At 67.1% G+C, this 23,430-nt stretch carries 22 protein-coding genes and 1 pseudogene; 14 read left to right on the forward strand and 9 right to left on the reverse strand.

Annotated elements, in window-relative coordinates; translation table 11 throughout:
• Nucleotides 1-325 precede the first annotated feature (325 nt).
• From htpG to V5A19_RS02025, 3 genes are all read right to left on the reverse strand, one after another.
• Nucleotides 326-2,236, reverse strand: coding sequence for a molecular chaperone HtpG (gene htpG / locus V5A19_RS02015; protein ID WP_332317640.1), 1,911 nt, complete (start codon nt 2,234-2,236; stop codon nt 326-328).
• A 103-nt stretch (nt 2,237-2,339) separates the two neighbouring features.
• Nucleotides 2,340-3,158 carry an endonuclease/exonuclease/phosphatase family protein gene (locus tag V5A19_RS02020; protein ID WP_332317641.1) on the reverse strand — a complete coding sequence of 273 codons (819 nt, stop codon included), beginning with the start codon at nt 3,156-3,158 and terminating at the stop codon, nt 2,340-2,342.
• A gap of 111 nt (nt 3,159-3,269) precedes the next feature.
• Complete coding sequence (locus V5A19_RS02025) at nt 3,270-3,749, reverse strand: thioredoxin family protein (protein ID WP_332317642.1); 480 nt, start codon at nt 3,747-3,749, stop codon at nt 3,270-3,272.
• A 300-nt stretch (nt 3,750-4,049) separates the two neighbouring features.
• On the opposite strand from V5A19_RS02025, the gene hemC reads away from it, so the two are divergent.
• Genes hemC through V5A19_RS02050 form a run of 5 tightly spaced genes read left to right on the forward strand, consistent with a single transcriptional unit; the run spans nt 4,050 to nt 9,271 of the window.
• Nucleotides 4,050-4,982 carry a hydroxymethylbilane synthase gene (gene hemC, locus V5A19_RS02030; RefSeq protein WP_332317643.1) on the forward strand — a complete coding sequence of 311 codons (933 nt, stop codon included), beginning with the start codon at nt 4,050-4,052 and terminating at the stop codon, nt 4,980-4,982.
• Nucleotides 4,975-5,799: a uroporphyrinogen-III synthase gene (locus V5A19_RS02035; protein WP_332317644.1), complete on the forward strand. Its 825-nt coding sequence runs from the start codon at nt 4,975-4,977 to the stop codon at nt 5,797-5,799. Before hemC ends, V5A19_RS02035 begins: the two co-directional genes overlap by 8 nt.
• Before the next feature lie 2 nt (nt 5,800-5,801).
• A complete protein-coding gene (gene hemB, locus V5A19_RS02040; RefSeq protein WP_332317645.1) occupies nt 5,802-6,776 on the forward strand; it encodes a porphobilinogen synthase in 975 nt (324 codons plus the stop codon).
• Between the two features lie 54 nt (nt 6,777-6,830).
• Nucleotides 6,831-8,024 carry a uroporphyrinogen-III C-methyltransferase gene (locus V5A19_RS02045; RefSeq protein ID WP_332317646.1) on the forward strand — a complete coding sequence of 398 codons (1,194 nt, stop codon included), beginning with the start codon at nt 6,831-6,833 and terminating at the stop codon, nt 8,022-8,024.
• Nucleotides 8,024-9,271, forward strand: coding sequence for a heme biosynthesis HemY N-terminal domain-containing protein (locus V5A19_RS02050; RefSeq protein ID WP_332317647.1), 1,248 nt, complete (start codon nt 8,024-8,026; stop codon nt 9,269-9,271). Before V5A19_RS02045 ends, V5A19_RS02050 begins: the two co-directional genes overlap by 1 nt.
• Here V5A19_RS02050 and V5A19_RS02055 read toward each other — a convergent pair.
• Nucleotides 9,256-10,269, reverse strand: a complete 1,014-nt coding sequence (locus tag V5A19_RS02055; RefSeq protein ID WP_332317648.1) for a CDP-6-deoxy-delta-3,4-glucoseen reductase — start codon at nt 10,267-10,269, stop codon at nt 9,256-9,258. The two genes, V5A19_RS02050 and V5A19_RS02055, sit on opposite strands and share 16 nt — an antisense overlap.
• Before the next feature lie 129 nt (nt 10,270-10,398).
• Between V5A19_RS02055 and V5A19_RS02060 the strand changes: the two genes are divergently transcribed.
• Together V5A19_RS02060 and trmB are read left to right on the forward strand one after the other, a co-directional pair.
• Nucleotides 10,399-11,307 carry an NAD-dependent epimerase/dehydratase family protein gene (locus V5A19_RS02060; protein WP_332317649.1) on the forward strand — a complete coding sequence of 303 codons (909 nt, stop codon included), beginning with the start codon at nt 10,399-10,401 and terminating at the stop codon, nt 11,305-11,307.
• Between the two features lie 56 nt (nt 11,308-11,363).
• Entirely contained in the window at nt 11,364-12,083 is a 720-nt protein-coding gene (trmB, locus tag V5A19_RS02065) for a tRNA (guanosine(46)-N7)-methyltransferase TrmB (RefSeq protein WP_332317650.1), read from the forward strand.
• A gap of 31 nt (nt 12,084-12,114) precedes the next feature.
• Here trmB and V5A19_RS02070 read toward each other — a convergent pair whose 3' ends face one another.
• The 4 genes from V5A19_RS02070 to mltA are packed head-to-tail and all read right to left on the reverse strand — an operon-like array spanning nt 12,115 to nt 15,589.
• Nucleotides 12,115-12,558, reverse strand: coding sequence for a gamma-glutamylcyclotransferase family protein (locus V5A19_RS02070; protein ID WP_332317651.1), 444 nt, complete (start codon nt 12,556-12,558; stop codon nt 12,115-12,117).
• 4 nt (nt 12,559-12,562) lie between these two features.
• Nucleotides 12,563-13,753, reverse strand: coding sequence for a radical SAM family heme chaperone HemW (gene hemW, locus V5A19_RS02075; protein WP_332317652.1), 1,191 nt, complete (start codon nt 13,751-13,753; stop codon nt 12,563-12,565).
• Nucleotides 13,750-14,346, reverse strand: a complete 597-nt coding sequence (gene rdgB / locus V5A19_RS02080; protein ID WP_332317653.1) for an RdgB/HAM1 family non-canonical purine NTP pyrophosphatase — start codon at nt 14,344-14,346, stop codon at nt 13,750-13,752. Before rdgB ends, hemW begins: the two co-directional genes overlap by 4 nt.
• A gap of 46 nt (nt 14,347-14,392) precedes the next feature.
• Nucleotides 14,393-15,589 (reverse strand): murein transglycosylase A, encoded by a 1,197-nt coding sequence (mltA, locus tag V5A19_RS02085; protein WP_332317654.1) that lies wholly within the window; start codon nt 15,587-15,589, stop codon nt 14,393-14,395.
• 252 nt (nt 15,590-15,841) lie between these two features.
• Between mltA and V5A19_RS02090 the strand changes: the two genes are divergently transcribed.
• From V5A19_RS02090 to V5A19_RS02110, 5 genes and pseudogenes are all read left to right on the forward strand, one after another.
• A complete protein-coding gene (locus tag V5A19_RS02090; RefSeq protein ID WP_332317655.1) occupies nt 15,842-16,708 on the forward strand; it encodes a YicC/YloC family endoribonuclease in 867 nt (288 codons plus the stop codon).
• A gap of 24 nt (nt 16,709-16,732) precedes the next feature.
• Complete coding sequence (gene gmk / locus V5A19_RS02095) at nt 16,733-17,410, forward strand: guanylate kinase (protein ID WP_332317656.1); 678 nt, start codon at nt 16,733-16,735, stop codon at nt 17,408-17,410.
• Between the two features lie 64 nt (nt 17,411-17,474).
• Nucleotides 17,475-17,702 (forward strand): annotated as a pseudogene (gene rpoZ / locus V5A19_RS14280) (DNA-directed RNA polymerase subunit omega); the annotation flags it as partial.
• 287 nt (nt 17,703-17,989) lie between these two features.
• Nucleotides 17,990-20,146: a RelA/SpoT family protein gene (locus V5A19_RS02105; RefSeq protein WP_332317658.1), complete on the forward strand. Its 2,157-nt coding sequence runs from the start codon at nt 17,990-17,992 to the stop codon at nt 20,144-20,146.
• A 7-nt stretch (nt 20,147-20,153) separates the two neighbouring features.
• Nucleotides 20,154-20,558: a RidA family protein gene (locus V5A19_RS02110; RefSeq protein WP_443081397.1), complete on the forward strand. Its 405-nt coding sequence runs from the start codon at nt 20,154-20,156 to the stop codon at nt 20,556-20,558.
• A gap of 78 nt (nt 20,559-20,636) precedes the next feature.
• On the opposite strand, the gene rpmB is transcribed toward V5A19_RS02110, so the two are convergent.
• Nucleotides 20,637-20,828, reverse strand: coding sequence for a 50S ribosomal protein L28 (gene rpmB / locus V5A19_RS02115; protein ID WP_332317659.1), 192 nt, complete (start codon nt 20,826-20,828; stop codon nt 20,637-20,639).
• A 154-nt stretch (nt 20,829-20,982) separates the two neighbouring features.
• Here rpmB and recG point away from each other — a divergent pair, with 154 nt between their 5' ends.
• Both recG and V5A19_RS02125 read left to right on the forward strand, forming a co-directional pair.
• The gene (gene recG, locus V5A19_RS02120) at nt 20,983-23,034 is read left to right on the forward strand and encodes an ATP-dependent DNA helicase RecG (RefSeq protein WP_332317660.1); all 2,052 of its coding nucleotides are present in this window, start codon (nt 20,983-20,985) and stop codon (nt 23,032-23,034) included.
• A 101-nt stretch (nt 23,035-23,135) separates the two neighbouring features.
• Entirely contained in the window at nt 23,136-23,405 is a 270-nt protein-coding gene (locus tag V5A19_RS02125) for a hypothetical protein (protein WP_332317661.1), read from the forward strand.
• Nucleotides 23,406-23,430 lie beyond the last annotated feature (25 nt).

Here is a 23,430-nt window from a genome sequence, read left to right on the forward strand (position 1 = left end):
TATTCGGTTACGCGCCACTCTGACCGGGGTGCCGGATTGTCCCGGTGAGGCGTGAGGAGTGAGGTGTGAGGCGTAAGGCGTAAAGGCAGCGGCGGAAAGGCGTTATCCGCAGATTGCGCCGATGAACGCAGATTACGGCACGCCCTGATGCCTATCGGGATAGGGGCAACAAGCTGCCGGCGCATCTTCATGCCTGACTTCTGGTGTCATCTGTGGCCATCTGCGACATCTGCGGATAACGCCTTTCGATCCGTTGCCGCAGGCTTCGCCGTTACCCTTCACTCCTCACGCCTAACCCCTCACCGCCCGGGCCTTCGGCCCGGGCTCAGGTGATGATCCGGCTCGGCCCCGATCCGGCCGCCTCGCCCATCATGGTGGCCATGCGCTTGGCGGTGGCGGCTGGGTCGGGCAGGTCGGCCCCCTGGGCCAGTCGGGCCTGATCCAGAAGTAGCAGACCCCATTCCCGGAGGCGGTCATCGTTGGGGTCGGTGGCGTGGATAGCCTGCATCTGCTTGACCAGGGCATGCTCGGGGTTGAGCTCCAGGATGGGCGCGCTTTCCGGAACCGGCTGGTTGGCGGCCTTGAGCAGGCGCTCCATGTGCTCCCCTAGGGCATTGTCATCGGCCACGATGCAGCTGGGGCTGCCGGTCAGCCGCCGGGAAAGACGGACGTCGCTAACGGATCCGGCCATGGCGTTCCGAAGCGTGGTGACCAGGTCCTCGAAGCCGGCTGGGCTCTCCGCCTCGCTCGCCATGGACTCGGTCTCCTCGCCGCCGATGCCGGAGAGGTCGACATCGCCGTGGGCCACGCTCTTCAGCGGCGTGCCGTCGAATTCAGGCAGGTGCATGGTCACCCACTCGTCCACCGGATCGGTGAGCAGCAGCACCTCCACCCCCTTCTTCTCGAACACCTCCAGCTGCGGGCTGTCCTTGAGAGTGGCCACGTCGTCGCCGGTGAGGTAGTAGATGGCCTCCTGGCTCTCGCGCATGCGCTCCTTGTAGGCGGCCAGGCTTAGCCACTGGTCAGGGGCGCGGTTGCTGTGGAACCGCAGCAACGGCGCAAGCTCGTCGCGGTTGGAGGCATCCTCGGGGACGCCCTCCTTGAGCACGGCGCCGAAGTTGTCCCAGAAGCGCCGGTAGCGGTCCGGCTCGTTTGCGGCCATGTCCCCCAAACGCTTGAGGACGCGGCGAACCACGCCCTTGCGGATGCGGGCCACCTGGGCGTCGGATTGGAGCATCTCGCGGGAGATGTTCAGGGGTAGGTCCGGCGCGTCCACCACCCCGCGCAGGAAACGCAGGTAGGTGGGCAGCAGGTCGCGCGCCTGGTCGGTGATGAACACCCGACGGACGTACAGGCGCACACCATGGCGGGCGTCGGGCTGCCACAGGTCCAGCGGCGGTTGGCTGGGCAGATAGAGCAGGGCGGTGTACTCGGTAGTGCCCTCGGCGTGGAAATGCAGCCAGGTCAGCGGATCGGTATCGCCGTGAGCCACGTGGGCGTAGAAGTTGCGGTATTCCTCCTCGCTGATCTCGTTACGGGGCCGCGTCCAAAGCGCCGATGCTTCGTTCAGGGTTTCCTCGCCCTCGGCGCCCTCCAGGACCACGGCATAGGGGATATGGTCCGAGTAGGTTTTGACCACCCGGCGCAGGGTCTCCGCTTCCAGGAACTCGCTGGCGTCCTCCTTGAGCTCAAGGGTGATGGCAGTGCCCAGTTCGGGGCGCTCCATGGTCTCTACGGTGTAGCTACCGGTGCCGTCGGAGGTCCAGCGCACGCCGTTGGTGGGATCCACTCCGGCCCGGCGGGTCTCCACGGTTACCCGACCGGCCACCATGAACGCCGCGTAGAAGCCCACGCCGAACTGGCCAATGAGCTCCACGTCGCGGTCCTCGTCGCCGGTCATCTGGTTGAGGAAGGCCTGCGAGCCGGAATGGGCGATGGTTCCCAGGTTTTCCACCACCTCGTCGCGGTCCATGCCGATGCCGTTATCGATGACGGTGAGAGTTCCCGCATCGCTGTCGGTAACCAGCCGAATGCGGCCTTCCTTCTGGCCTTCGAACAGGGCCTCGTTCTTGAGGCCTTCGAAATGAAGCTTGTCGATGGCGTCGGAGGCGTTGGAGATGAGCTCCCGTAGAAAGATGTCGCGATGGGAGTAGAGGGCGTGCACCATCAGGTGCAGCAGTTGCTGGACTTCGGTCTCGAAGGCGCGGGTTTCGCTCTGGCTGTGATCCGTCGTCACCTTGTTGCCCCTCCTTGCCAGTTGGGCCTGTCCCTATCGGAAATTCGGCCGCGGGTTAAACCCCCCATTGTAGGACAAAAGGAGCAGGGACTGCAGGGCCGGATTACGTGGTAGGGACCTCGGCGTCGGAGGCGGTCTTAGCATCCTCGGCGGCCTCGGTTGCGGAAGCCTCGCTATCGACCCAGCGGACAATGGCCTGGACGGGTAGGTGGTCGGAAAGAAGCTCGGGAAGGGGGCCATATTCCTCAAGCGTCAGCTCGGGGGTGGCCAGAATGTGATCCACGGCCACCCTCGGCCGCCAGCTGGGCAGGGTGGCGTGTGCCGGGCGGCTGGCCATGCCCAGACCGGCCTTGTCGGACAACTGAACGATTTCCGGGGACCGGGGCTTGGCGTTGAAATCGCCCATGACCACCGACGGCCCCGCCCTCCGGACGAGCTGGGCGAGGTAGGCCGCCTGGCGCAGACGGGTGCGCTGGCGCAAAGCGAGGTGGGTTACGAAAACCGTCAGGGGCCGGCCATCGAGATTGAAACGGGCCTCGAGCGTCCCGCGGCCATCCATGGCTCCCGGAAGTCGGTGCTCGTGAATGCCCTGGATGGGGATCCGGCTGAGCAGTGAGTTGGTGTGCTGGGCGAAGCGGCCGAAGTCCCGGGTGACCATGCTCTCGCAGAAACGGTAGCCAGCGCTGGAGGCGAGGTAACGGGCCTGGTCCACGAAGGCGGTGCGGAAGCTGCCGCCATCGGCCTCCTGCAGGCCGACGATGTCGAAGTCTGCGATGAGCTCGGCGATGCGGTCGAGGTTGTGCAGGCTCTGCCCGTGGGGCATGACGTACTTCCAGCCGTGGCTCACGTAGTGCCGGTATCGCCGGGAGCCGATGGCCACCTGGATGTTGTACGTGAGCAGGCGTAGCGCCGAGCCGGCCATGGGTTCGAGGGGCGCCTCCGCAGGTGGTTGGGAGCGTGCAACAGGGGCGGGACCCTGTCCGCGTAAGCGTACGGGGTGCCCCAAAGGGCGTCAATCGGCCTTGTATAGGCCTTAAAGGCCCTCGCGGAGGGCGGCTTCGGCCTCCTCGATTCCCTCCTCGAGGTAATGGCCGTAATAGTCTCGGCCGCCTTTGAAGCCGATCAAAGAGGAGGTTAGCCGCTGGCCATCGGGACCGTAGAAGGCGATGGTTGGGGTGAAGGTATGCTCTTGCCGGTGAGCGAAGCCCTGCTGTCGCACCTCTTCGCCCCCGAAGTTCTTGATGGCCCCGTCGCCCCGGGTGTCGATCTTGCGGAGGATGATGCGCTCATTATAGGCAGGGTCACGGTTTATGGGCTTCAAGTACTCCTTCCAAACCGCATCGCAGTAGTGGCATTCGTCCTGATAGAAGAACACCACCATGGGCTTGCCTTCCCGCTCCACCTGTTGACCGAGGGCTGCTAGATTCTCGGCTGTGGGCAGATTGTCCCCACCTTGGGCGGGCCCGAAGGCGCCCAACGCAACCAGAGCGATCAACGATAACAGGCGTTTCATTGGCTACCCTTGCCTTGACACATCCAGTAGGAACCTTAGCCCAGTACGGGTTCGGATTCAATATTTCAACTCATGGGACCATTCAAACCGCCGCCGGTTTGATCGACGGTTTAGGCGCCGCCGAAGGGGCGCCCCGGTTTGATTTCCGTTGGGCAATTGACCAACATAGTCCCTTTATTTAACGGTGCGTGGTTCCGCCCACCAGCGTCGCCCTCCGGGAGCCGGTTGCCAGCTCCCCCTCACACCCCCGGAAGCGCCGTCCCCTGATGGGCGGACCCGGCTCGACGAAAGGGAGCCTCCTTGAGCGGTGAGCGCATTCGCATCGGCACCCGCGGCAGCAAGCTGGCCCTGTGGCAGGCCCATCATGTCAAGGATCAGCTGCAGGGCGCCCATCCCGAACTGGCCGTGGAGGTTGTGACTATCACCACCACCGGGGATCGGGTTCAGGACCGGTCGCTGCTGCAGATGGGCGGCAAGGGCGCTTTTGTCAAAGAGATCGAGGAGGCCCTGCTAGGCGAGGCGATCGATATCGCCGTGCATTCCATGAAGGACGTTCCGGTTTCCCTGCCGGATGGTCTCCACCTCCCGGTGGTAGGCCGCCGCGAGGACCCCCGCGACGGCTTCATCGCCAACGATTACGACCACCCCCGTGAGATGCCCGCTGGCTCCCGCCTCGGCAGTTCCAGTCTGCGCCGCAAGTGTCAGCTCATGGCGCGCTTCCCGGAGCTGGAGGTCACGGAGATTCGGGGCAATGTCGACACCCGCCTACGTAAGCTTGACGAGGGGCAGTACGGTGCCATCGTTCTGGCCGCCGCCGGGCTGCGTCGGCTGGGCTGGGCGGAGCGCATCACCACCCTGCTGGATCCGGCCGATAGTCTCCCGGCCATGGGCCAGGGCACCATCGGCATCGAGTGCAGGGAAGGCGACAACGCCACCCTGGCCCGCCTCCGCGCCATCGAGGACGCCGACACTGCCATCCGTACCCGCGCCGAATGGGCGCTGAATCGGCGCATGCAGGGGGGGTGCGAGGTGCCCATGGGTGGTTACGCCGAGCTGGACGGCGACCAACTGCGAGTCAGGGGTCTGGTGGGCGAGCCGGATGGCTCGCGTTTGATTGAGGACGAGGTCAACGGTGCCGCCGCCGATGCCGAGGCCCTGGGTACCGAGCTGGCCGAACGTTTGCTCGCTGCAGGCGCCGAGGCCGTCCTGGCGCAGGTGCGCGGCCGTGTCTGAACCAGCCGGCCGGGGGGATTGGGCCGGCTGCCGGATCCTGGTTACCCGGCCGGTCCATCAGAGCACGCCCCTGCGGCGGGCCATCGAGGCCCGCGGTGGCGAAGTCCTACTGTTCCCCACCATTGTCATCGGTCCGCCCGCCGATCAAGAACCGTGGCGGGCCGTTGCGGGCCGGCTGGCGGAATTCGACTGGCTGGTGTTTGTTAGCGTCAATGCCGTAAACGCCTTCGCCGAGCGCCTGGCTGCCAGCGGGCTGGCTTGGCCAACGGCCCCGGCCTATGCTGCCATCGGTGCTAAAACCGCCGCCGACCTGACGGAGCGCTGCGGGCGAAGCGTGCTGACCCCGCCGGATTTTCGCTCCGAATCCCTTCTGGATCTGCCGGAGATGACCGCCGAGCGAGTGGCCGGTCAGAGGGTCCTGCTGCTGCGCGGCGAGGGCGGGCGCGAGCTGCTGCCGCAGACCCTCGCAGAGCGGGGCGCCCGGGTGACGCGGCTGCCGGTCTACGCCCGGCAGCCGCCGCAGGCCAGCCCCAGGCCGGTGCAAGAGGCCCTGATCCAGGGCCGTATCCATGCCGTGGTGCTGACCAGCCCCGACACCTTCGTCAATCTGCTCGACGTGCTCGACGAGGCGGCCCGGACGGCCCTGGCCCAGGTGGTCCTGGTGGTCATCAGCCCGGTCACGGCCCGTGCCGTGACCGAGCGCGGGTTTGCCGCGCCTGTAGTGGCCCCGGAGGCCAGCGACGAGGGCCTGGTGCGGGCCCTGGACGAGCACGTGTGTCCTCACACCCCAAAAAACCACGTCACGGAGGCTCGCTGACCATGCGCTACCGTCCCCGCCGCCTGCGCCGCAACAGCGCCATCCGGTCCATGGTCCGGGAGCACCATCTGCGGCCCGAAAACTTGGTCCAGCCCCTGTTCGTAAAAGCGGACGCGACGATGCCCCAGGCGGTGCCGTCCATGCCCGGGGTTTTCCAGCTCCCTCTCGACCATGTCGCCGATGCCGGTCGGGAGGCACGGAACGCTGGCCTGGGGGGTGTTATCCTGTTCGGCATCCCGGCGGAAAAGGACGCCGAAGGCACCGAGGCCTGGAACTCTGAGGGCATCATCCAGCGGGCCGTGCGTACCCTTAAAGAGGCGGTTCCGGATCTGTACGTGATTATCGACGCCTGCTTTTGCGAATACACCGATCACGGCCACTGCGGGGTCCTCCGTTCCGATGGGGGGGTGGACAATGACGCCACACTCGACAACTTGCAGCGGGCGGTGGTCAGCTATGCGGGGGCCGGGGCCGATATGGTCGCCCCTTCCGGCATGATGGACGGCATGGTGGATGCCATCCGGTCAGCGCTGGACCAGGCTGAGTATGTGGAGACCCCTGTGATGGCCTATACCGCCAAGTACGCCAGCGCCTACTACGGGCCCTTCCGGGACGCCGCCGAGAGCGCGCCGTCCGCCGGTGACCGTCGCGGGTACCAGATGGACCCCGCAAACGGTCGCGAGGCGGTTCGGGAAGTGGAGCTGGACGAGGCGGAGGGGGCCGATGTGGTCATGGTCAAGCCGGGCCTGGCCTTCATGGATGTGGTCCACCGCCTGCGCGAGAGCACGGACCTGCCGGTAGCGGTCTACAATGTCTCGGGGGAGTACAGCATGATCAAGGCGGCGGCCGAGCGCGGCTGGGTGGACGAGCGGGCCGTGGTCCTGGAGACCCTGACCGGCTTCAAGCGTGCCGGCGCCGATATCATCTTGACCTATCACGCCCTGGATGCCGCCCGCTGGTTGCGGGACCAAGATTAGGCCCCGGGCGCCCGACCCCTACCGGTCGGGGGCAGCAAGCTAGCGAGAGGCACTATGGCCGAGGAACAAGGAAATGGCGGACAGGGCCAGGACACCTGGAATGGCCCGGCCAGCACCGATGGGGAAGAGACCGAAGCGTCGGAGGCCGGTGAAGGGTCGGAAGAGACCTCGGCCAGTGAGCAGGGCGGCCCCGATGCGGCAAAGTCCGCGATCCGGCGGGGGCGGGGTGGCCTGTGGCTCGGCCTGCTGGCCCTGCTGGTGGCCCTGGTCGTTGGTGGTGCGGGTGGCTACGGGTACTGGCTTTTCGAGAAACGATTCGCTCAGGTGGAAGAGCGCTTGGCAGCGGCCGAGCGGGAGCGCCAGTCGGAACGGGAGGCCGTAGCCGAGCTGCGGAACGCGCTCGAGGGCGTGCGTGGCGAGCTCCAGTCTGTCCAGGGAGACCAGCAGGGGCTCGCCGACCGTCTAGCCAAGATCGACGACCAGCTGGGCACCCTTCGGGACGCCACCAAGGACCTGTACGCCCGCCTTGAAGGCGGACCCACCTACTGGCGCCTGGAACGAGTGGAATCGCTCTTGCTGGCTGCGGACCGGGTCGCCCGGCTCGAGGGGGACGCGCAGGCCGCCCATGCGGCTCTGGCCGAGGCCGACCGCATGTTGCGGGACCTCAATGATCCGGCCTGGCTTAATGTGCGGGAAGCCATCCAAAAAGCCATGACCCATCTGGAGCAAGTGCCCGACGTCGATGTCGCCGGCATCGCTTTCCGTTTGGCCAGCCTCACCGAAGCGGCCCTGGATCTGCCGCTCAAGGGCAACGAGGCCCCCTCCCTGGGGCCCGAGCCGCCTGAAGCCGAGGTGGAGCCCCCGCCGGAGGGTGTTTGGGGGCGCATCAAGGCGGCCCTCGGGCAATTCTGGACGGACATTAAAGGGCTGGTTCGTCTAAAGCGCTCCGGCGAGGAAGTCGAACCCCTGCTACCGCCTGACCAGGCCGCCTTCCTTCGCCACAATCTGGTTCTCAATCTGCAGGCCGCTCGCCTCGCCCTGCTCCGCGAGCGGCCGGCGGTTTACCGGCAATCTCTGGGTTCGGCCCGCGATTGGGTGGAGCGCTTCTTCGACGGTGAAAGCGATGAAGTGGCGGGGATGATTGCTGCCCTCAAGGAGCTGCAGGATCGAAGCCTAGCCGCCGATCTGCCCGAGCTGCATGAACCGCTCCAGGCGCTGCGCCAGGCGCGCCAGGAGCGGCAAGACTGATGCGCCTGCTCCTCAAGATCCTCCTTGTCCTGGCGATCGCCGTGGCGGTGGTAACCCTTTTCGGCGAGGGCCCGGGTTACGTTTTGGTCCAGGTGGGGGAGTGGACCCTCGAGACCACGGCCACCTTGGGGCTGATCGTCCTGGTGCTGGTGTGGGCGCTAGGGTGGGAAGTGTGGTCCCTGTTAATCACGGCCTGGCACATGCCGGGCCGGCTGGCCGGGGTCCGGGACCGTCGTCGCCGGCGCCGCAGCCTCGAGCTCTTGGAGAGGGGCCTGCTGGCACTGGAGGGTGGTGACGCCGGCCAGGCCCAGCGGCACCTGGCCCGGGGCGCGCGCCTGGCCCAGGCTCCCGCCGCCTTCCACCTGGAAGCGGCCCGGGCCGCCCATCTTGCCGGGGCCAAGGCCAAGGCCGAGGAGTACCTGGACCAGGCGCAGCAGACCGTCGCGGGCGACGATCCGGCGGTAACCCTGCTGCGCGCGGAGATCGAGATGGGTGCCGGCCGCGCCGAGCATGCCCTTGCCCTGCTTTCCGACCTGGAGAACCAGGACGCCGACAATCCCCGTTTGTTGAAGCGACTGCTGGTCCTCTACCGGCGGGTGGCGGACTGGGACGCCCTGATGCGGCTGTTGCCGCGAGCGCGCAAGGCCGGTGTGGTGACTCCGGAGGAGGCCGACAGCGAGCTTACGCTCGCCCGCGGCCGGCGCATGGAAGAGGCCCGGCTGGCGGACGAGGGCGAAATCGTGGAGCGGCTGTGGAAGGAGGCGGGACGGGACGAGCGGGGCGATCCCCGCATTGCCGTTCCGTGGGTGCGCTACCTTCTGGCCCGGGACCGCGTCGATGACGCCAGGAAGGCTTTGGAGCAAGGGCTGGGTCGGAGCTGGGGCGGCGAGCTGGTGGACCTGTATCTGGCCCTGCCCGAGGCCCAGGCTTCCCCCCAGGAGCTGCTGAGGCGCCTGGAACGCTGGCGCAACGACCACCCCCGCGATCCCCACCTGCTTACAGTGCTCGCCCAGTTGGCCATCAGCGCCCAGTTCTGGGGCAAGGCTGACCAGTACCTGGCCGAGGCTGGCGCCCAGTCCGATCTGCCACCCCAAATCCTGCTGCGTCTGGCCCACCTTTACCAGGCGCGGGAGAAGCCGGACCAGGCGCTTACCTTTTGCCAGCGGGGGCTGGCGGCTCTCGGCGGGGAGCAGGCCCCGGAGCTGCCGCCGCCTGGTCCGGAAGCCTCCGGCTATTCGGTGGAGTAGGTGAAGGCGTCCGAGTACAGTTGCTCGGGAACCATTCCCAGTTCCCGCATCCGGGCGGAAACCGCGTCCACCATGGGCGGCGGACCCGCCAGATAGCCCTCGTGGGCGGAGAGGTCGGTGAAGTAGCGTGCGATCACCTCGTCAAGGTAGCCGCTATCGCCGCTCCAGTCGCTGTCCTCGGGAGCGGGGTCGGAAAGCGCCGGAGTCCAACGGAAGTTGGGGTAATCCCGTTGCCAGCGATCCAGGGTCTCCGTCAGGTACAGATCGCGCTGGGCGCGGACACCAAAGAAAAGATGGAAGTCGCGTTCGATGCCCTCCTCGAAGGCCGTCTCCAGGATGGCCTTGATCGGTCCCAGGCCGGTACCGCCGGCCACCAGGAGGGCGGGCTTGTCGCTGTGGCGCAGGTAGAAATTGCCCAGCGGGCCTTCGAAGTTCCAGATCTCTTTGCGCTTGAGCCCGTGGAAGATGTGCTCGGTGAACTCCCCGCCGGGGACATAGCGGATGTGGACGGTCAAAAAGTCGTCTTGCAAGGGTGTGTTGGCGATGGAGAAGGCCCGCCGGCGGCCGTCCTTGAGGATAACCTCGATATATTGGCCGGCGAGGTACTGGAGGCGCTCGGCGGCTGGCAGCTTGAGCCGCACCTCCATGATGTCGTGGGTTAGCTGGCGCCAGTCGTGGACCCGGCAGGGCAGGCGGCGCACTTCCATTTGCCGGGCATCGTCGATCTCCTCGGCCTCCAGGACCAGATCGGAGCGGGGCGTTGCCTGGCAGAATAGGGCATAGCCCCGCGCCCGCTCGTCCTCGTCCATGGCCCAGGGCTGGTAGTCGCCGTAATCCACCTGCCCGCTAAGGATCTTGCCCTTGCAGTCGCCGCAGGCACCGTTGCGGCAGCCGTAAGGGAGGTTGATGCCTTGATGGAGGGCGGCGTCGAGGATCTTGTCGGCCTCGTCCGCCTCGAACTGCTTGCCACTGGGCTCCAGCTTGACCGTGTACGCCATTGCAGCTGTTCGCCTCTCCGGTTGGTAATCCGGTTGAAAAAGGGCCGCCCTTGCTGGGAACGGGGGCGATCTCAGGGGCGGGGATATGCCCGACTCCGATTCGGTTCCTGAACGAAACGGTAGGTTATTATGCCACCCACACCCCTTGCCCGTCCCGTCGTGGCTATCGCCGGCTGCGGTTACGTCGGGATGCGTCTGGCGCATTGGCTTGCCGCCGGCGGCTACGCCGTTCTGGCCGGAAGCCGCGATCCAGGGGCACTGCGCCATCGTCTTCCCCGGAACGCGCTGGCTTTCCGTTTGGATCTGGACAGCGGCGCGGGGGTGGCCGCCCTGGCTGCGGCGGACCGGGTAGTGGCAGCCTATCCGCCGCCGCGTGGGGGCACCAACGATCCGCGCAGCGCCCGATTGGTTGCGGCAATGGCGGATCGTGGCAAACCCCAGCAGGCGGTCTATCTCAGCACCACCGGGGTCTACGGCGACCGCGGCGGCAAGGCGGTAAGCGAAATCGATGCGCCCGCACCCCGAAGCGAGCGCGCTCAACGCCGCCTGGACGCGGAGGCGCGCTGGCGCAGGCTGGGCCGGGAGGGGCGCTTCCGGGTGAGCGTTTTGAGAGTGGCCGGCATCTATGGCCCGGGCCGGTTGCCGGCAGAAGCGGTCAAGGCTGGAACCGCGCCGCGGGTGGCCTGGCCGGAGACCCGCTACACCAACACCATCCACGTGGACGATCTGGTGGCCCTTATAGGGCGGGTGCTGGACAACGGCCGCCCTAACCGCGTCTACCACGGTTGCGACGGCCAGCAACGTCGGCAAGGGGCCCTGATCGAGGCGGTTGCCCGTGCCCTAGGGACCTCGCTACCCCCGCCTTTGGATCCGGCTGCGGCCGAGCGGGAGCTGTCGCCCATGCGGCTGTCCTTCCTGGCGGAGTCGCGGTGCTGCTGCAACCAGCGGGCTCGCCGGGAGCTGGGCTGGTCGCCGCGCTTCACCGACCTGGACGCGGGTGTAGCGGCTAGCTTGGCGGAGCAGCGAGGCGAGGGTTAGCCGCTGTCCCAGGCTTTGGTAGGGTCCCCGCTTCCCATATCTTGCCGCGAGGTGTCATGAGCCGCCACCCAGATTCCCCTGAGACTTGCCCCGACCGCCCGGACCGGGTGCGTAGCTTCGCTCTGCGTACCGGCCGCCTAACCAAGGGCCAGCGGCGCGCCCTGGAAAAGCTGTTGCCCGTGTACGGGGTTCCCGATACCCCCGAACGGCTCGAGCCGGAGGCGCTTTGCGGCCGCCGTGCCCCGCTGGGCATGGAGATCGGCATCGGCGGTGGCGAGGCGGTGATGGCCCTGGCCCGGAATCATCCCGACTGGGATTGGCTGGGCCTGGATGTCTACGCCCCCGGCCTGGGCAAGCTGCTGCTGCGGCTGGAGCAGGAGCCGCTGCCCAATCTGCGCGTGGCCAAGACGGATGCAGTGGCGTTCCTCGAGGAACGTCTACCCGCCGGCTCCATGGATGCCGTCTACATCTTCTTCCCCGACCCCTGGCCCAAGGCCCGGCATCACAAGCGCCGCCTGATCCAGGCCTCTTTTCTGGGGGTGCTGGCGAGCCGCATGCGCCCGGGGGCCGACCTGTTCCTGGCCACCGATTGGCCCGATTACGCCCAGTGGATGGTGGAAGTCCTCGAGGCCGACCCTCATTTCGCCAATGTCCACGGTTGCGGGGCGTGGGCTCCCCGCTGTCCCGACCGGCCGCCTACCAAATTCGAGGAGCGCGGGGAGGGCCGGGGTCACGAGGTGTTTGATCTGCACTATCGATTGGAAGGCGGCGAATGACGGCGGGAGATCACGGTCCGGTGGAACGGCTTTAGCCAATGGGTTCCGCCCGGTCTTTACTCCGGACTAGGGGGCGCCAAATCCCCTCAGGTAGCTCCGTACCGCCCAGTCGGTCCCTCCCCTCGGCGTCCATGAAGTAGGCGTAGACCTTGCCCATTGGCGCCCCCTGAGGGGTGAAGGCGAACACGGTCAAGCGCTGATACAGGTTGCGGCCCGGATTCCGGCCCGGCTCGAAGCCTTCGATCGCGTCCACCACTGCCAGCTTCTCGGCCGGCAGGTGGAGCGCATAGCCGTGGACGCGGCCATTGCCCGCGGTGGCGGCGGGAAAGCCCGTGGCCAGATCGAAAAGCCGCCCACGGATGACGGCGGCCCTCCAGCGCCGAACGTGCCCCCTCAGGGCGCGCTCCCAGTTCGCTTGCCCCGGCTTCAGGGTGCCGTAGACAAAAACCCGGATGACCGCTCCCCCGACCGCCATGCCGTTATCCTTCCAGGAACAGCCCCACCAGGTCGTTGAGGAAGGCCCGACCGCGCTCCGTGGGCGCCAGGCGCTGGGGGTCCGAATCCAGCAGGCCCAGTGCCTCAGCCCGCCCGCGGGGGCCGGACAGGTGCCCGCTATCCAGGCCGGTGCGCTCGCGAAACAGGGTCACTGGGACCCCCTCCTGGAGCCGGAGCGCGTTGAGGGCGAATTCGCCCACGGCGTCTCCGGTGTCCAGAAAGGTGGCCTCGGCTGTAGTGCCACCCTCGGCGGCGCCGGCCATGTAGGCGTCGGGCCCCGCGTAATTGCGGGTGCGCAGGATGCCGTCGGGGGTGGTTAGCTTGCCGTGGGCCCCGGCACCCAGCCCCAGGTAATCGCCGAACTGCCAGTAGTTGCGGTTATGCCGGCATTCGTAGCCGGTACGGGCGTGGTTGGAGACCTCGTAGTGGCCGAAGCCGGCTTGCGCCAGCCGCCCCCGTAGGGCCTCCTCGGTGTCGGCTACGGTATCGGAATCGGGCAGCTCCGGCGGGCGCGCGGCGAAGACCGTGCCCGGCTCCAGGGTGAGCTGGTACAGGGCCACGTGCTCCGGTCCCAGGGCCAGAAGCGCCTCCAGGTCGTCGATGGCATCCGCGGAGGCCTGACCGGGCAGGCCGAACATCAGGTCCAGATTGAGGTGGTTGAACCCGGCCTGGCGGGCCGCATCCACTGCGGCCCGGGCGTCGTCCGCGGAGTGGATCCGGCCCAGGTCGCCCAGGCGCCCATCGTCGAGGGATTGCACCCCGATGCTGAGGCGGTTGATGCCGGCGGTCCGATACCGGGCGAAGCGCGCTGCCTCACTGGCGCCGGGATTGGCCTCCAGGGTGATCTCACAGTCGCCGGCCAGCCCGATCCGGTCCTCCAGCCGCGCCAGCACCTGGGCGTAGAAATCCGGTGCCATAAGCGACGGGGTGCCCCCGCCGAAGAACACCGACACCGCCCGCCGGCCCCCGGCCCCGGGCGCCCACCGGTCCAGCTCGCGCTCGAGGGCGGCCAGATAGTCCGCCTCCGGCAGCGTGCCCTTGGCGGCGTGGGAGTTGAAATCGCAGTAGGGGCACTTTCGGAGGCAGTAGGGGATGTGGACATACATCCCCAAGGGGACACCGTTGGGATCCGGGATCGGCCGGGCCGCCTCCGGTGGTTCGGGGCTCGGGCTCACCAGCGCTCCCGGATCTCTTCGCGCAGGCGCCGCATGGCCTTGCCCCGATGGCTAATGGCGTCCTTCTCCTCGGGGTCAAGCTCAGCCGAGGTGCAGCCGCGCTCAGGGAGCTCAAACAAGGGATCGTAGCCGAAGCCACCCTCGCCTCGGGGTTCTAAGCCGATCCGGCCCCGCCATTGACCCTCGGCGATGATGGGGCAGGGATCCTCGGCATGGGTCAGCAGCACCAGGGAGCAATGGTAGAAGGCCCCGCGCTGCTCGGGCGGCAGGTCGCCAAGCTCGGCCACAAGCTTGCGGTTGTTGGCCTCGTCGTCGCCCTCAGGCCCGGAATAGCGGGCGGAATAGATCCCCGGGCGGCCGCCGAGGGCGTCCACGGCCAGGCCGGAGTCGTCGGCGAGGGCGGCCAGCCCGGTGCTCTGGGCGGCGTTTCGGGCCTTGATCAGGGCGTTCTCCACAAAGGTCAGGCCTGTTTCCTCGGGCTCGGGGACGTCGAACGCCTTCCGAGAGCGCACCTGCCAGCCTAGGGGCTCGAGCAGGTTGTCCAGCTCCCGGAGCTTGCCCGGGTTGCCCGAGGCGAGAACGATCTCCTGCATGGTCACTCCGTAAGCGGTTGCTGCGAAATGGTAAACAGGTCCGATCCTACCTATCGGCGATGGTTTCCGCATCGTCCTCCGGGGACCCGGGGACGTACCGCCAGGCCGGAGTCAGGACGAACAGCCGCCCTTCCTGCTTCATCCTTCCCGCCAGCCACTCCGCCGGCATCCCCTGACCGGTGAACAGATCGGCGCGCACGGGACCGCGAATGGCACCCCCCGTGTCCTGGGCGAGGACCAGCTGGCGCCAGGGGGGCTCCCGGTCGTTGGGGTCCGGACCTGGCAATCGGGTCGCCACCCAGACCGGGTAACCCAGGGGGATGTGGCTCGGGTCCACGGCCAGCGACCGCCGGGGTGTCAGTGGGACGCCCAGGGAGCCAACCGGATCTTGGCGGGTCGGCTCACGCAGCTGGAAAAAGACGTAACTGGGGTTAGTATTGAACAGTTCGCGGCGCTCGTCGGGATGGGCGGCCAGCCAGGAGCGGAGCCGGGGCAAGGATACCTCCTCCCGTTCCATGGCCCCCCGCTCCACCAGTACGCGGCCGATGGAGACGTAGGGATGGCCATTCTGGTCGGCGTAGTCCAGGGCCATAACCTTGCCATCGCGAAGCTGGATCCGGCCCGAGCCCTGGATATGGAGGAAAAAGCGGTCCACGGGGTCGTCCACCCATACCAGTTCGTTGCCGGCCAGTGGCTTTGCCGGCCCTTCGATTTCGGCCCGGGTGGGGTAGGGTACCACCCTGCCCTGCGGGGTGTAGCGGCCCCGGACGCGCTCCCCGGCAAGGGCCGTGAAGCGGCGGTCCAGCTGGATGGTTACCAGGTCCGGCGGGGGCGCGTAGATGGGGAAATGGAAGCGGTCGGTGGGCTGTCGGCTGCCTTGCAGCAGGGGCTCGTAATAGCCGGTGATCAAGCCGCGGGTGTCGCCCCCTTGGTCGTGCACCGGTCGGGCCATGAACCGCCCCTCAAAGAAGGCCCGCACCTCGGCGTTGCTGGGCCGGCCGGGATAAAGCTCCGCCTCCGGGCACAGGGAGCGCCACGGCTCTTGGCCCTCCAGCTTCCGACAGGTCCGCAGCAGGGCCGGCCAGACGCCCGCCTGGTCGCCTTCCTCCCAGCCCGGCACTTCCGTCCATGGCATGGATTCCCCGGGACCGGGTTCCGGCGAGGTACCCATGCCGGCGCAGCTGCCCACAAGGACGGCGGTCAGCAGGGCAAGCCCGGTGCGAACGGCGCATGTCTGGGTCACGGCGCGTTTCCTTCCGCCAAGGCGTGCCAACCAGCTCCCGGGCCCAGCGGGGGGGAGCCCGGTTGGGTCCAAACCGCTTGGACGCCTCATCGGCTCCGTTGTTCGGGGGGCGATTCCTCGACCAGGCCGGGGAATAGCTTAACAGAGATGCGTGGCCCCGGCCGGACCCGCTTCGTCGTGGCGCGCTTGGCAGGTAGGATAGGCCCTTCCCGCAGGCCGTACTCCCTTAGGCACGGAAAGGAACCGTCCTCCATGATCCGGAGCATGACCGCTTTCGCTCGCGCCGAGGCTGACCTGGAGGCCGTCCAGGCCACCTGGGAGCTGCGCAGCGTCAATCACCGCTATCTCGAAATACAGGCTCGTCTGCCGGAGGGGTACCGCCAGCTGGAGCCTACCGTACGTGAACGGGTCCGGGCCCAGCTGGAGCGGGGCAAGGTCGATGTTACCCTTCGCCTAGGCGATATTACCCGGGACAGCGGCGGTCTGGAGCTGGACCAGGGACTCGCCGCCAGCCTGGTGGCGCTCGCCGATGAAGCGAACCGAAAGCTGGGCACCGCGGGCGGTCTCACCACCGCCGACCTGATGCAGTGGCCTGGTGTGGTGCGGACCCCAGTGTTGGAGGAGAGCGAGGCCGAACGGCGCTTGCAGGAGGCCCTGGACCGCGCCCTGTCGGACCTCGTAGCCGCGCGGGAGCGGGAAGGCGCGGCGCTGGCCCGGGCCATGCAAGAGCGCCTTGAAGCGGTGGAGGCCGGGCTCGCCAGCATCCGTCGGCGGCTGCCGGAGGTTCGCCAGGCCCTGCGCGAGCGACTTCAGGGCCGGCTGGCGGAGCTGCAGCAGCAGGTGGATCCCGAGCGCTTGGAGCAAGAGCTGGTTCTGGCCACCCAGCGCATGGATGTGGACGAAGAGCTCGATCGCCTGGCCACCCACGTCGGCGAGACCCGGCGGGTGCTGGATGCCGGCGGCGCCTGTGGCCGGCGGCTGGACTTCCTGATGCAGGAGATGAACCGGGAGGCGAATACCATCGGCTCCAAATCCTCGGATCCGGAGGTGAGCCAGACGGTGGTGGATCTCAAGGTCGCCATCGAGCAAATGCGGGAACAGGCACAGAACATCGAATAGGAACGCGGACAGGGGGCGGGCCAGATGCCACATGCCGAAGCCGAAACCGATCGGATCCCGGGCCAGTCCGGGCTGTTGCTGATCCTATCCGCGCCTTCCGGGGCCGGCAAAACCTCCCTGTACCAGGCCCTTTTGGAGCGCGTGGAGGGGGTGGTGGCCTCGGTCAGCCACACCACCCGCTCCCCGCGGCCCGGCGAGACCGACGGCACCGATTACCACTTCGTCGATCCCAACGAGTTCGAGCGGCTGGTGGCGGCGGGTGCTTTTCTGGAGCATGCCCGGGTGTTTGATCGGGCCTACGGTACCAGCCGGGAGTCGGTGGCGCGCGAGCGCGCGGCGGGCAACGACGTGGTCCTGGAGATCGACTGGCAGGGCGCCCGTCAGGTACGGGAGCGGGTCCCGGACGCCGTCAGTGTGTTCGTCCTCCCCCCCTCACGACCGGTCTTGCGCGAGCGCCTGGAGGGCCGGGGGCAGGACGACGCCGAGGTCATCGAGCGGCGCATGCGGGAGGCCGAGGCCGAGATCAGCCACTACGCCGAGTACGACTACGTCATCGTCAACGACGACTTCGAAGATGCCCTAGCCAGCCTCATGGCGGTGTTTCGCGCCGAGCGCTGCCGGCTGGTGCATCGCCGCGAGTCCCTAGACGCCTTCGCGGAACGGCTGATGGGCAAAATTGACGAAAACGGCGGAGAGTCGTAAACTATAAGGTTTACCTTTCGTAACATTCGTGATTGTGGCCCTTTTCAAGGAGGGCAGCCACCGCATGGCCCGCATTACCGTCGAAGACTGTCTCGACCACATCGAGAACCGTAATCGTTTCCACTTGTCGCTGATCGCCAGCCGCCGGGCCCGTCAGTTGCGCGAAGGGGCACACCCTCTGGTGAAGTCCGAAGAGGATGACTATACCGTGCTGGCCCTGCGTGAGATCGCCACCGGGCAGGTGACGATTGATTTCCTGGACAGCATCGATCGGGAACTGGAAGCCGAGACCGCCCCCGGAGAGCGACAGGAGGTATCGGCCGATTCGGTGGCCGAGGCCGCGGAAGCCCTGGGTGCCAGCATGGCCGCAGGGATGGACGAGTCCTCCGAAAGCGGGGCCAAGCAGGGTGAGGAGCCCGCTCCGGAAGAGCCCGGCATCCAGGACGAAACCGAGATGGGCGAGGAAGCCACCGATTTCGACCAAGGCGGCGAAGCCTCCGACGAGGAGGGGCCCTGAAGCCGCCGCCTTGCCGGCGGAGCCCATCCGGGTCCCGCCCCCCTCCACGGTAGACAGCCCCCGTGCTGCGAAGTCACGAGCTCATTGAAGAGGCCCGGTCCTACCTCCCCGAGCGGGATGTGGATCGCGTTCACCGCGCCTATCTGCTGGCCGCCTCGGTTCACGAGGGCCAGCAGCGGGCTTCGGGTGAGCCCTACGTAATCCATCCCATTGCGGTGGCCCGGATCCTGACCGGGTTCCACATGGACGGCCACTGCCTCGTGGCCGCTCTGCTCCATGATGCCGTGGAGGACACCCAGGCGTCCCTCGGCCAGATCCGGGAGCAGTTCGGCGACGAGGTGGCCGGCCTGGTGGACGGCGTTACCAAGCTCGGTCAGGTTCATTTCGAGACCCGCGAGGAAGCCCAGGCGGAGAACTTCCGCAAGATGCTGTTGGCCATGTCCCGCGACCTGCGGGTCATCATCATCAAGCTGACCGATCGCCTGCACAACATGCGCACCCTGGGCTATCTCTCCGAGGGCAAGCAGCGCCGGGTGGGGCGGGAGACCCTGGAGATCTTCGCCCCCATCGCCCACCGTTTGGGCCTCAACCAGATCAAAAACGAGCTCGAGGAGCTGTCCTTCCGATACCTCTATCCGCGCCGGTACAAGGTGCTGGCCGAGGAGGTCCGCAAGGAGCGGGGCAACCGGGCCCACGTCACCGACAGCATCGAGGCCGCCGTCGGCACGAACCTCGGCGAGGCCGGTCTCGATGCCGAGGTCGCCGGGCGGGAGAAGCATCTCTACAGCATCTATCGCAAGATGCAGAAGAAGGGCCTGTCCTTCGAGGAGGTGCAGGATATTTACGCCTTCCGCATCCTGGTGAGCGACACGCCTACCTGCTACCAGGTGCTGGGACGGGTGCACAATCTGTTCAAGCCCATCCCGGGCCGCTTCAAGGACTACATCGCCATCCCCAAGGTCAACGGCTACCAGTCGCTGCACACCGTGGTGATGAATCCCTATGGCGGGGTCATGGAGTTCCAGATCCGCACCCGCGACATGCAGGAGGTGGCCGAGGCCGGTGTCGCGGCCCATTGGCGCTACAAGGTGGCCGGATCCGAGCCGCCGCATGGGCGAAAGCTGGAGCAGAGCTACGCCTGGCTGCAGCAGCTGCTGCAGATCCAGCAGGAGGCCGGCAACTCCGCCGAGTTCCTGGAGCACCTCAAGGTCGACCTGTTTCCGGACGAGGTCTATGTGTTTACCCACAAGGGTGAGATCCTGCGCCTGCCGCGCGGTGCCACTCCCGTGGATTTTGCCTATGCCGTGCACACCGAGATCGGCCATCAGTGCGTCGGCGCCCGGGTCAACGGCCGCATCAGCAGCTTGCGCACCTCCCTACGCAACGGCGACCGCGTGGAGATACTAACGGATCCCGAGCATCAGCCGACCAGTTCCTGGCTGCACTTTGTGGTTACCGGCAAGGCCCGGTCGGCGGTCCGCCATTTCCTTAAGACCCAGCAACGGGATAAATCGGTGGCCCTGGGCCGCGGCATGCTGGAGCGCGCCCTGGAGGGTATCGGGGTTTCCTTCCCGGAGGTGTCCGAAGCCGACCTCGACGAGACCGCCGAGCAGTTCCAGCTTGGCTCCCGGGAGGCCTTATACGAGGCCATCGGGCGGGGTACGGTGCTGGCCCCGGCGGTTGTGCAGCACCTGTTTCCCGGTCACCTCGATCGGGAATCGCGCCTCGCCGGCGAGCTGGAGTCCGGCTGGTCGGAGGGCAGCGAAAAGGGCGCGGGCAACGTCATGGTCAAGGGCATGGAGGGGATCGTCGCCAATCTGGCACGGTGCTGCTATCCTGTTCCTCGAGACCCCATTGTGGGCTTTATCTCGGTGGGCCGGGGGGTGATGGTTCACCGCGAGGACTGTCCCAATCTGAACGACCTGACAGACCACCCGGAAAAGTGGGTGACGGTAAAATGGGCTCCGGAGGTCCAGGGCGTTTTCCCGGTGGCGATCCAAGCGGTTGTTCGCAATACCAAAGGAGTGCTGGCCAACCTCGCCTCGGCCATTGCCGAGGATGGCGCCAATATCGAGCACGTCCAGGTGGATGATCGGGACGGTTCCCACAAGGTCATCACCCTGACCCTGGAGGTGGAAGGCCGCGACCACTTTGCGCAGCTAATGCGCATCCTGCGCGGGCTGGACGCGGTGGAACGGATTATTCGGAAGAAGGGTTGATGCCGTTATGACTATGTACTTCCGGGAAAGCTACCACACCGATGCCGCGCCTCAGGCCATCGGTCCCTATTCCCAGGCGGTGCGGGCAGGCGAGACGATTTACATCTCCGGCCAGATACCGCTGGATCCCAACACCATGGAGTTGGTGGCCGGGGATTTCCGGGGTCAAGTTGAGCAGGTAATCACCAACATCGAGGCCGTTTGCGGTGCTGCCGGCGGAACCCTGTGCCAGGTGGTCAAGCTCAATGTCTATCTCACCGACCTGGCCAAGTTCGAGATGGTCAACGAGGTCCTGGACGAGTATTTCCTGGAGCCCTATCCCGCCAGGGCGGCGGTGGGTGTGGCACAGTTGCCCAAGGGGGCCGAGGTGGAGATGGAGGCGGTCATGCACGCCGCGGATCTGGAAAGCTAGCCTTTTTATACTGGGCCCTGGACGTAAAAAAGCCGATCCGGCGGGGGATCGGCTTTTTCGTGTGCGGTTTCGCGGGCCTCAGGCCGGTTTCTGGACGTATCCAGAGCGAATGCACTGGGCGCAAGCATTCACGCGCTTAACCTGACCGCCTACCTTGGCCCGTACTTTGTGCAAGTTGGGCAGATAACGTCGACGGCTCTTGTTGTTGGCGTGGCTCACATTGTTGCCAGTGCCGGGCCCCTTCCCGCAGATCTCACAGCGCTTAGCCATTTTGGTGGCTCCCCACTAGCTGAACCCGTTAAACTCCCTATTTTACCACATTCTTCTCGAAGCGTCACAGGCCCATCACCATGACTCAGGCCTCCAGCTTGCGATGGCATGAACGGACGCCGGCAGTCCCTTTACCGCAAAGGGGAGAGGGCTCGTGAGCGCCGGCGGCGCCCTGTCCGAGATTCCGGGCCTGGGGCCCCGCATGGCCGAGCGCCTGGAGCGGCTGGGCGTGCGCTCCCAGGAGGATCTGCTGTTCCACCTGCCGCAGCGGTACCAGGACCGGACCCGCGTCCAGGCCATCGGCTCCCTGGCTCCCGAGCAGGAGGCCGGATGCCGCGCCACGGTGCAGGGGGCGGAGACGACGGGGCGGCGCAGGCCCATGTTCGTGGTGCGGGTGGCCGACGGTACCGGCTTTCTGACCCTGCGTTTTTTCCAGGTGCGCGACTACCTCAAGCAGCACCTTCGTCCCGGGCGGGGAGTGTGGTTTTTCGGCAGCGTTCGCCATGGCCCCCAGGGCCTGGAGATGGTGCACCCCGAATTCGAGGTGGGTGAGCAGCCCCCGGACCCGCCCGCCTATTTGACCCCGGTCTATCCCCTAACCGAGGGGCTTACCCAAGGCCGTGTCCGGACCTGGATCGGCCATGCCCTGGACCGCGCCGCCGGGCTGCCGGAGCACCTTCCCGAAGCGGTGCGCGGAGAGCATGGCTGGCCAACCCTGGCGGCGGCCCTGGAGGCGTTGCATCGCCCGCCCTCCGACACCGACCCCGAGGCCCTGGCTGGATTCCGCACCCCTGCGCAGCAGCGTTTGGCCTTCGAGGAGCTGCTGGCCCACCACTTGGCCCTGCGCCAGGTGGGCAACGCCCGCCGGGAGGTCGGTGCCCCCAACCTCGAGGCCGCCGGCGAACTGCCGGGGGCCTTGTTGGCTGGTCTGCCGTTCGAGCTTACGTGGGCCCAGGTCCGTGCCTGGGACCAGATCCGCTCGGATCTGACCGCGGATCGCCCCATGCAGCGGCTGGTCCAGGGCGATGTAGGCTCCGGCAAGACCGTGGTGGCCGGCCTGGCCATGCTGCAAGCGGTGGAAGCCGGCTACCAGGCCGCTTTCATGGCTCCAACCGAGATCCTGGCCGAGCAGCATGCCACCACCCTGGAGGCCTGGCTGGCCCCGCTGGGGATTGAGGTCCATTTCCTGGTGGGCAGCATGAGTCAGCAGGAGCGCAGCGCCCGCGCCGACGCTATCGCCAGCGGCGCGGCGCAAGTGTTGGTAGGGACCCATGCCCTGTTCCAGGAAGACGTCCGCTTTGCGGCGCTGGGGCTGGCGGTGATCGACGAGCAGCACCGCTTCGGCGTGCACCAGCGCATGGCCCTCAAGGAAAAGGGTGCCGCCCCCCACCTACTCATCATGACCGCGACCCCTATACCGCGCACCCTGGCCATGACCGCCTTCGCCGACCTCGAAGGGACAGTGATCGACGAGCTGCCCCCGGGGCGGCAGCCGGTGGAAACGGTGGGCATCTCCGATAACCGGCGGGAGGAGGTGGAGGCGCGAATCCGTAACGCCGTGGCGGCGGGCCAGCAGGCCTACTGGGTCTGTCCTTTGGTGGAGGAAAGCGACTCCCTCCAGTTGGAGGCCGCCACCGCCACCCACGAGCGACTGCGTGCAGCCTTTCCCGAGCTGTCGGTGGGCCTGATCCACGGCCGTATGGGGCCGGCGAACAAGGAAAACGCCATGGCCGCCTTCAAGGCCGGCGACACCCACCTGCTGGTGGCCACACCGGTGATCGAAGTGGGGGTGGACGTGCCCAACGCCACGCTCATGGTCATCGAGCACGCCGAGCGCATGGGGTTGGCGCAGCTCCATCAGCTGCGCGGCCGAGTGGGCCGGGGTAGCCGCAAATCGGCCTGCGTGCTGCTCTACCATCCTCCCCTGACGGATAAGGCCAAGCGCCGTATTGCCGCCATGCGGGAGAGCAATGACGGCTTCCGCATCGCCCAGGCGGACCTGGAACTGCGGGGTCCGGGGGAGGTCCTAGGCACGAGACAAACCGGGCTGGAGCAGATGCGAATCGCCGATCTGGGCCGGGATAGGGGGCTGGTTGCGGCCCTTCCGGGGGCCGCCGACCGCGTCCTGGCCGAGGAGGAGGGTGCCGCAGAGGCCCTGGTCCACCGCTGGGTTGGGGATCGCGCGATTTACGGGGAGGTTGGGTAACGTCGAGGCTGGTCCGCTTGACATACGCGCGAAATCGCCTAGATTCCGAGGCGTGCCGGCCAAGGGCCGGTGCCCTCGCAGGCTAACTCATCGAGACGGTTATGGATGGCAACGAGCGCCGCTGGCTTCACTCTTGGCGGGAAGTCAAAAGCGAGACCTACTACCCGAGTCCGGGTCTGTCCCGGATGAGGGAGCGCTATCGTCTGCGCACCCCCAACCGTCCTCTCGATGCCCGCGAGGCCGAGGCTCTGGTTCGCGAGACGGAGGCGGCCCACGACCGCTTTCAGGCCGAGCTGGACCGTCGGGTGGACCGGCTCCTGGATCGGCTCCTCGGGCCCCAATCCCCTTCCGATGAGAACGAATCCTCCTGAACCCTCGCTATCCGGTGGTCCCTTC

The organism is Thiohalorhabdus sp. (genome assembly GCF_036628635.1).
Taxonomy (GTDB): Bacteria; Pseudomonadota; Gammaproteobacteria; order Thiohalorhabdales; family Thiohalorhabdaceae; genus Thiohalorhabdus.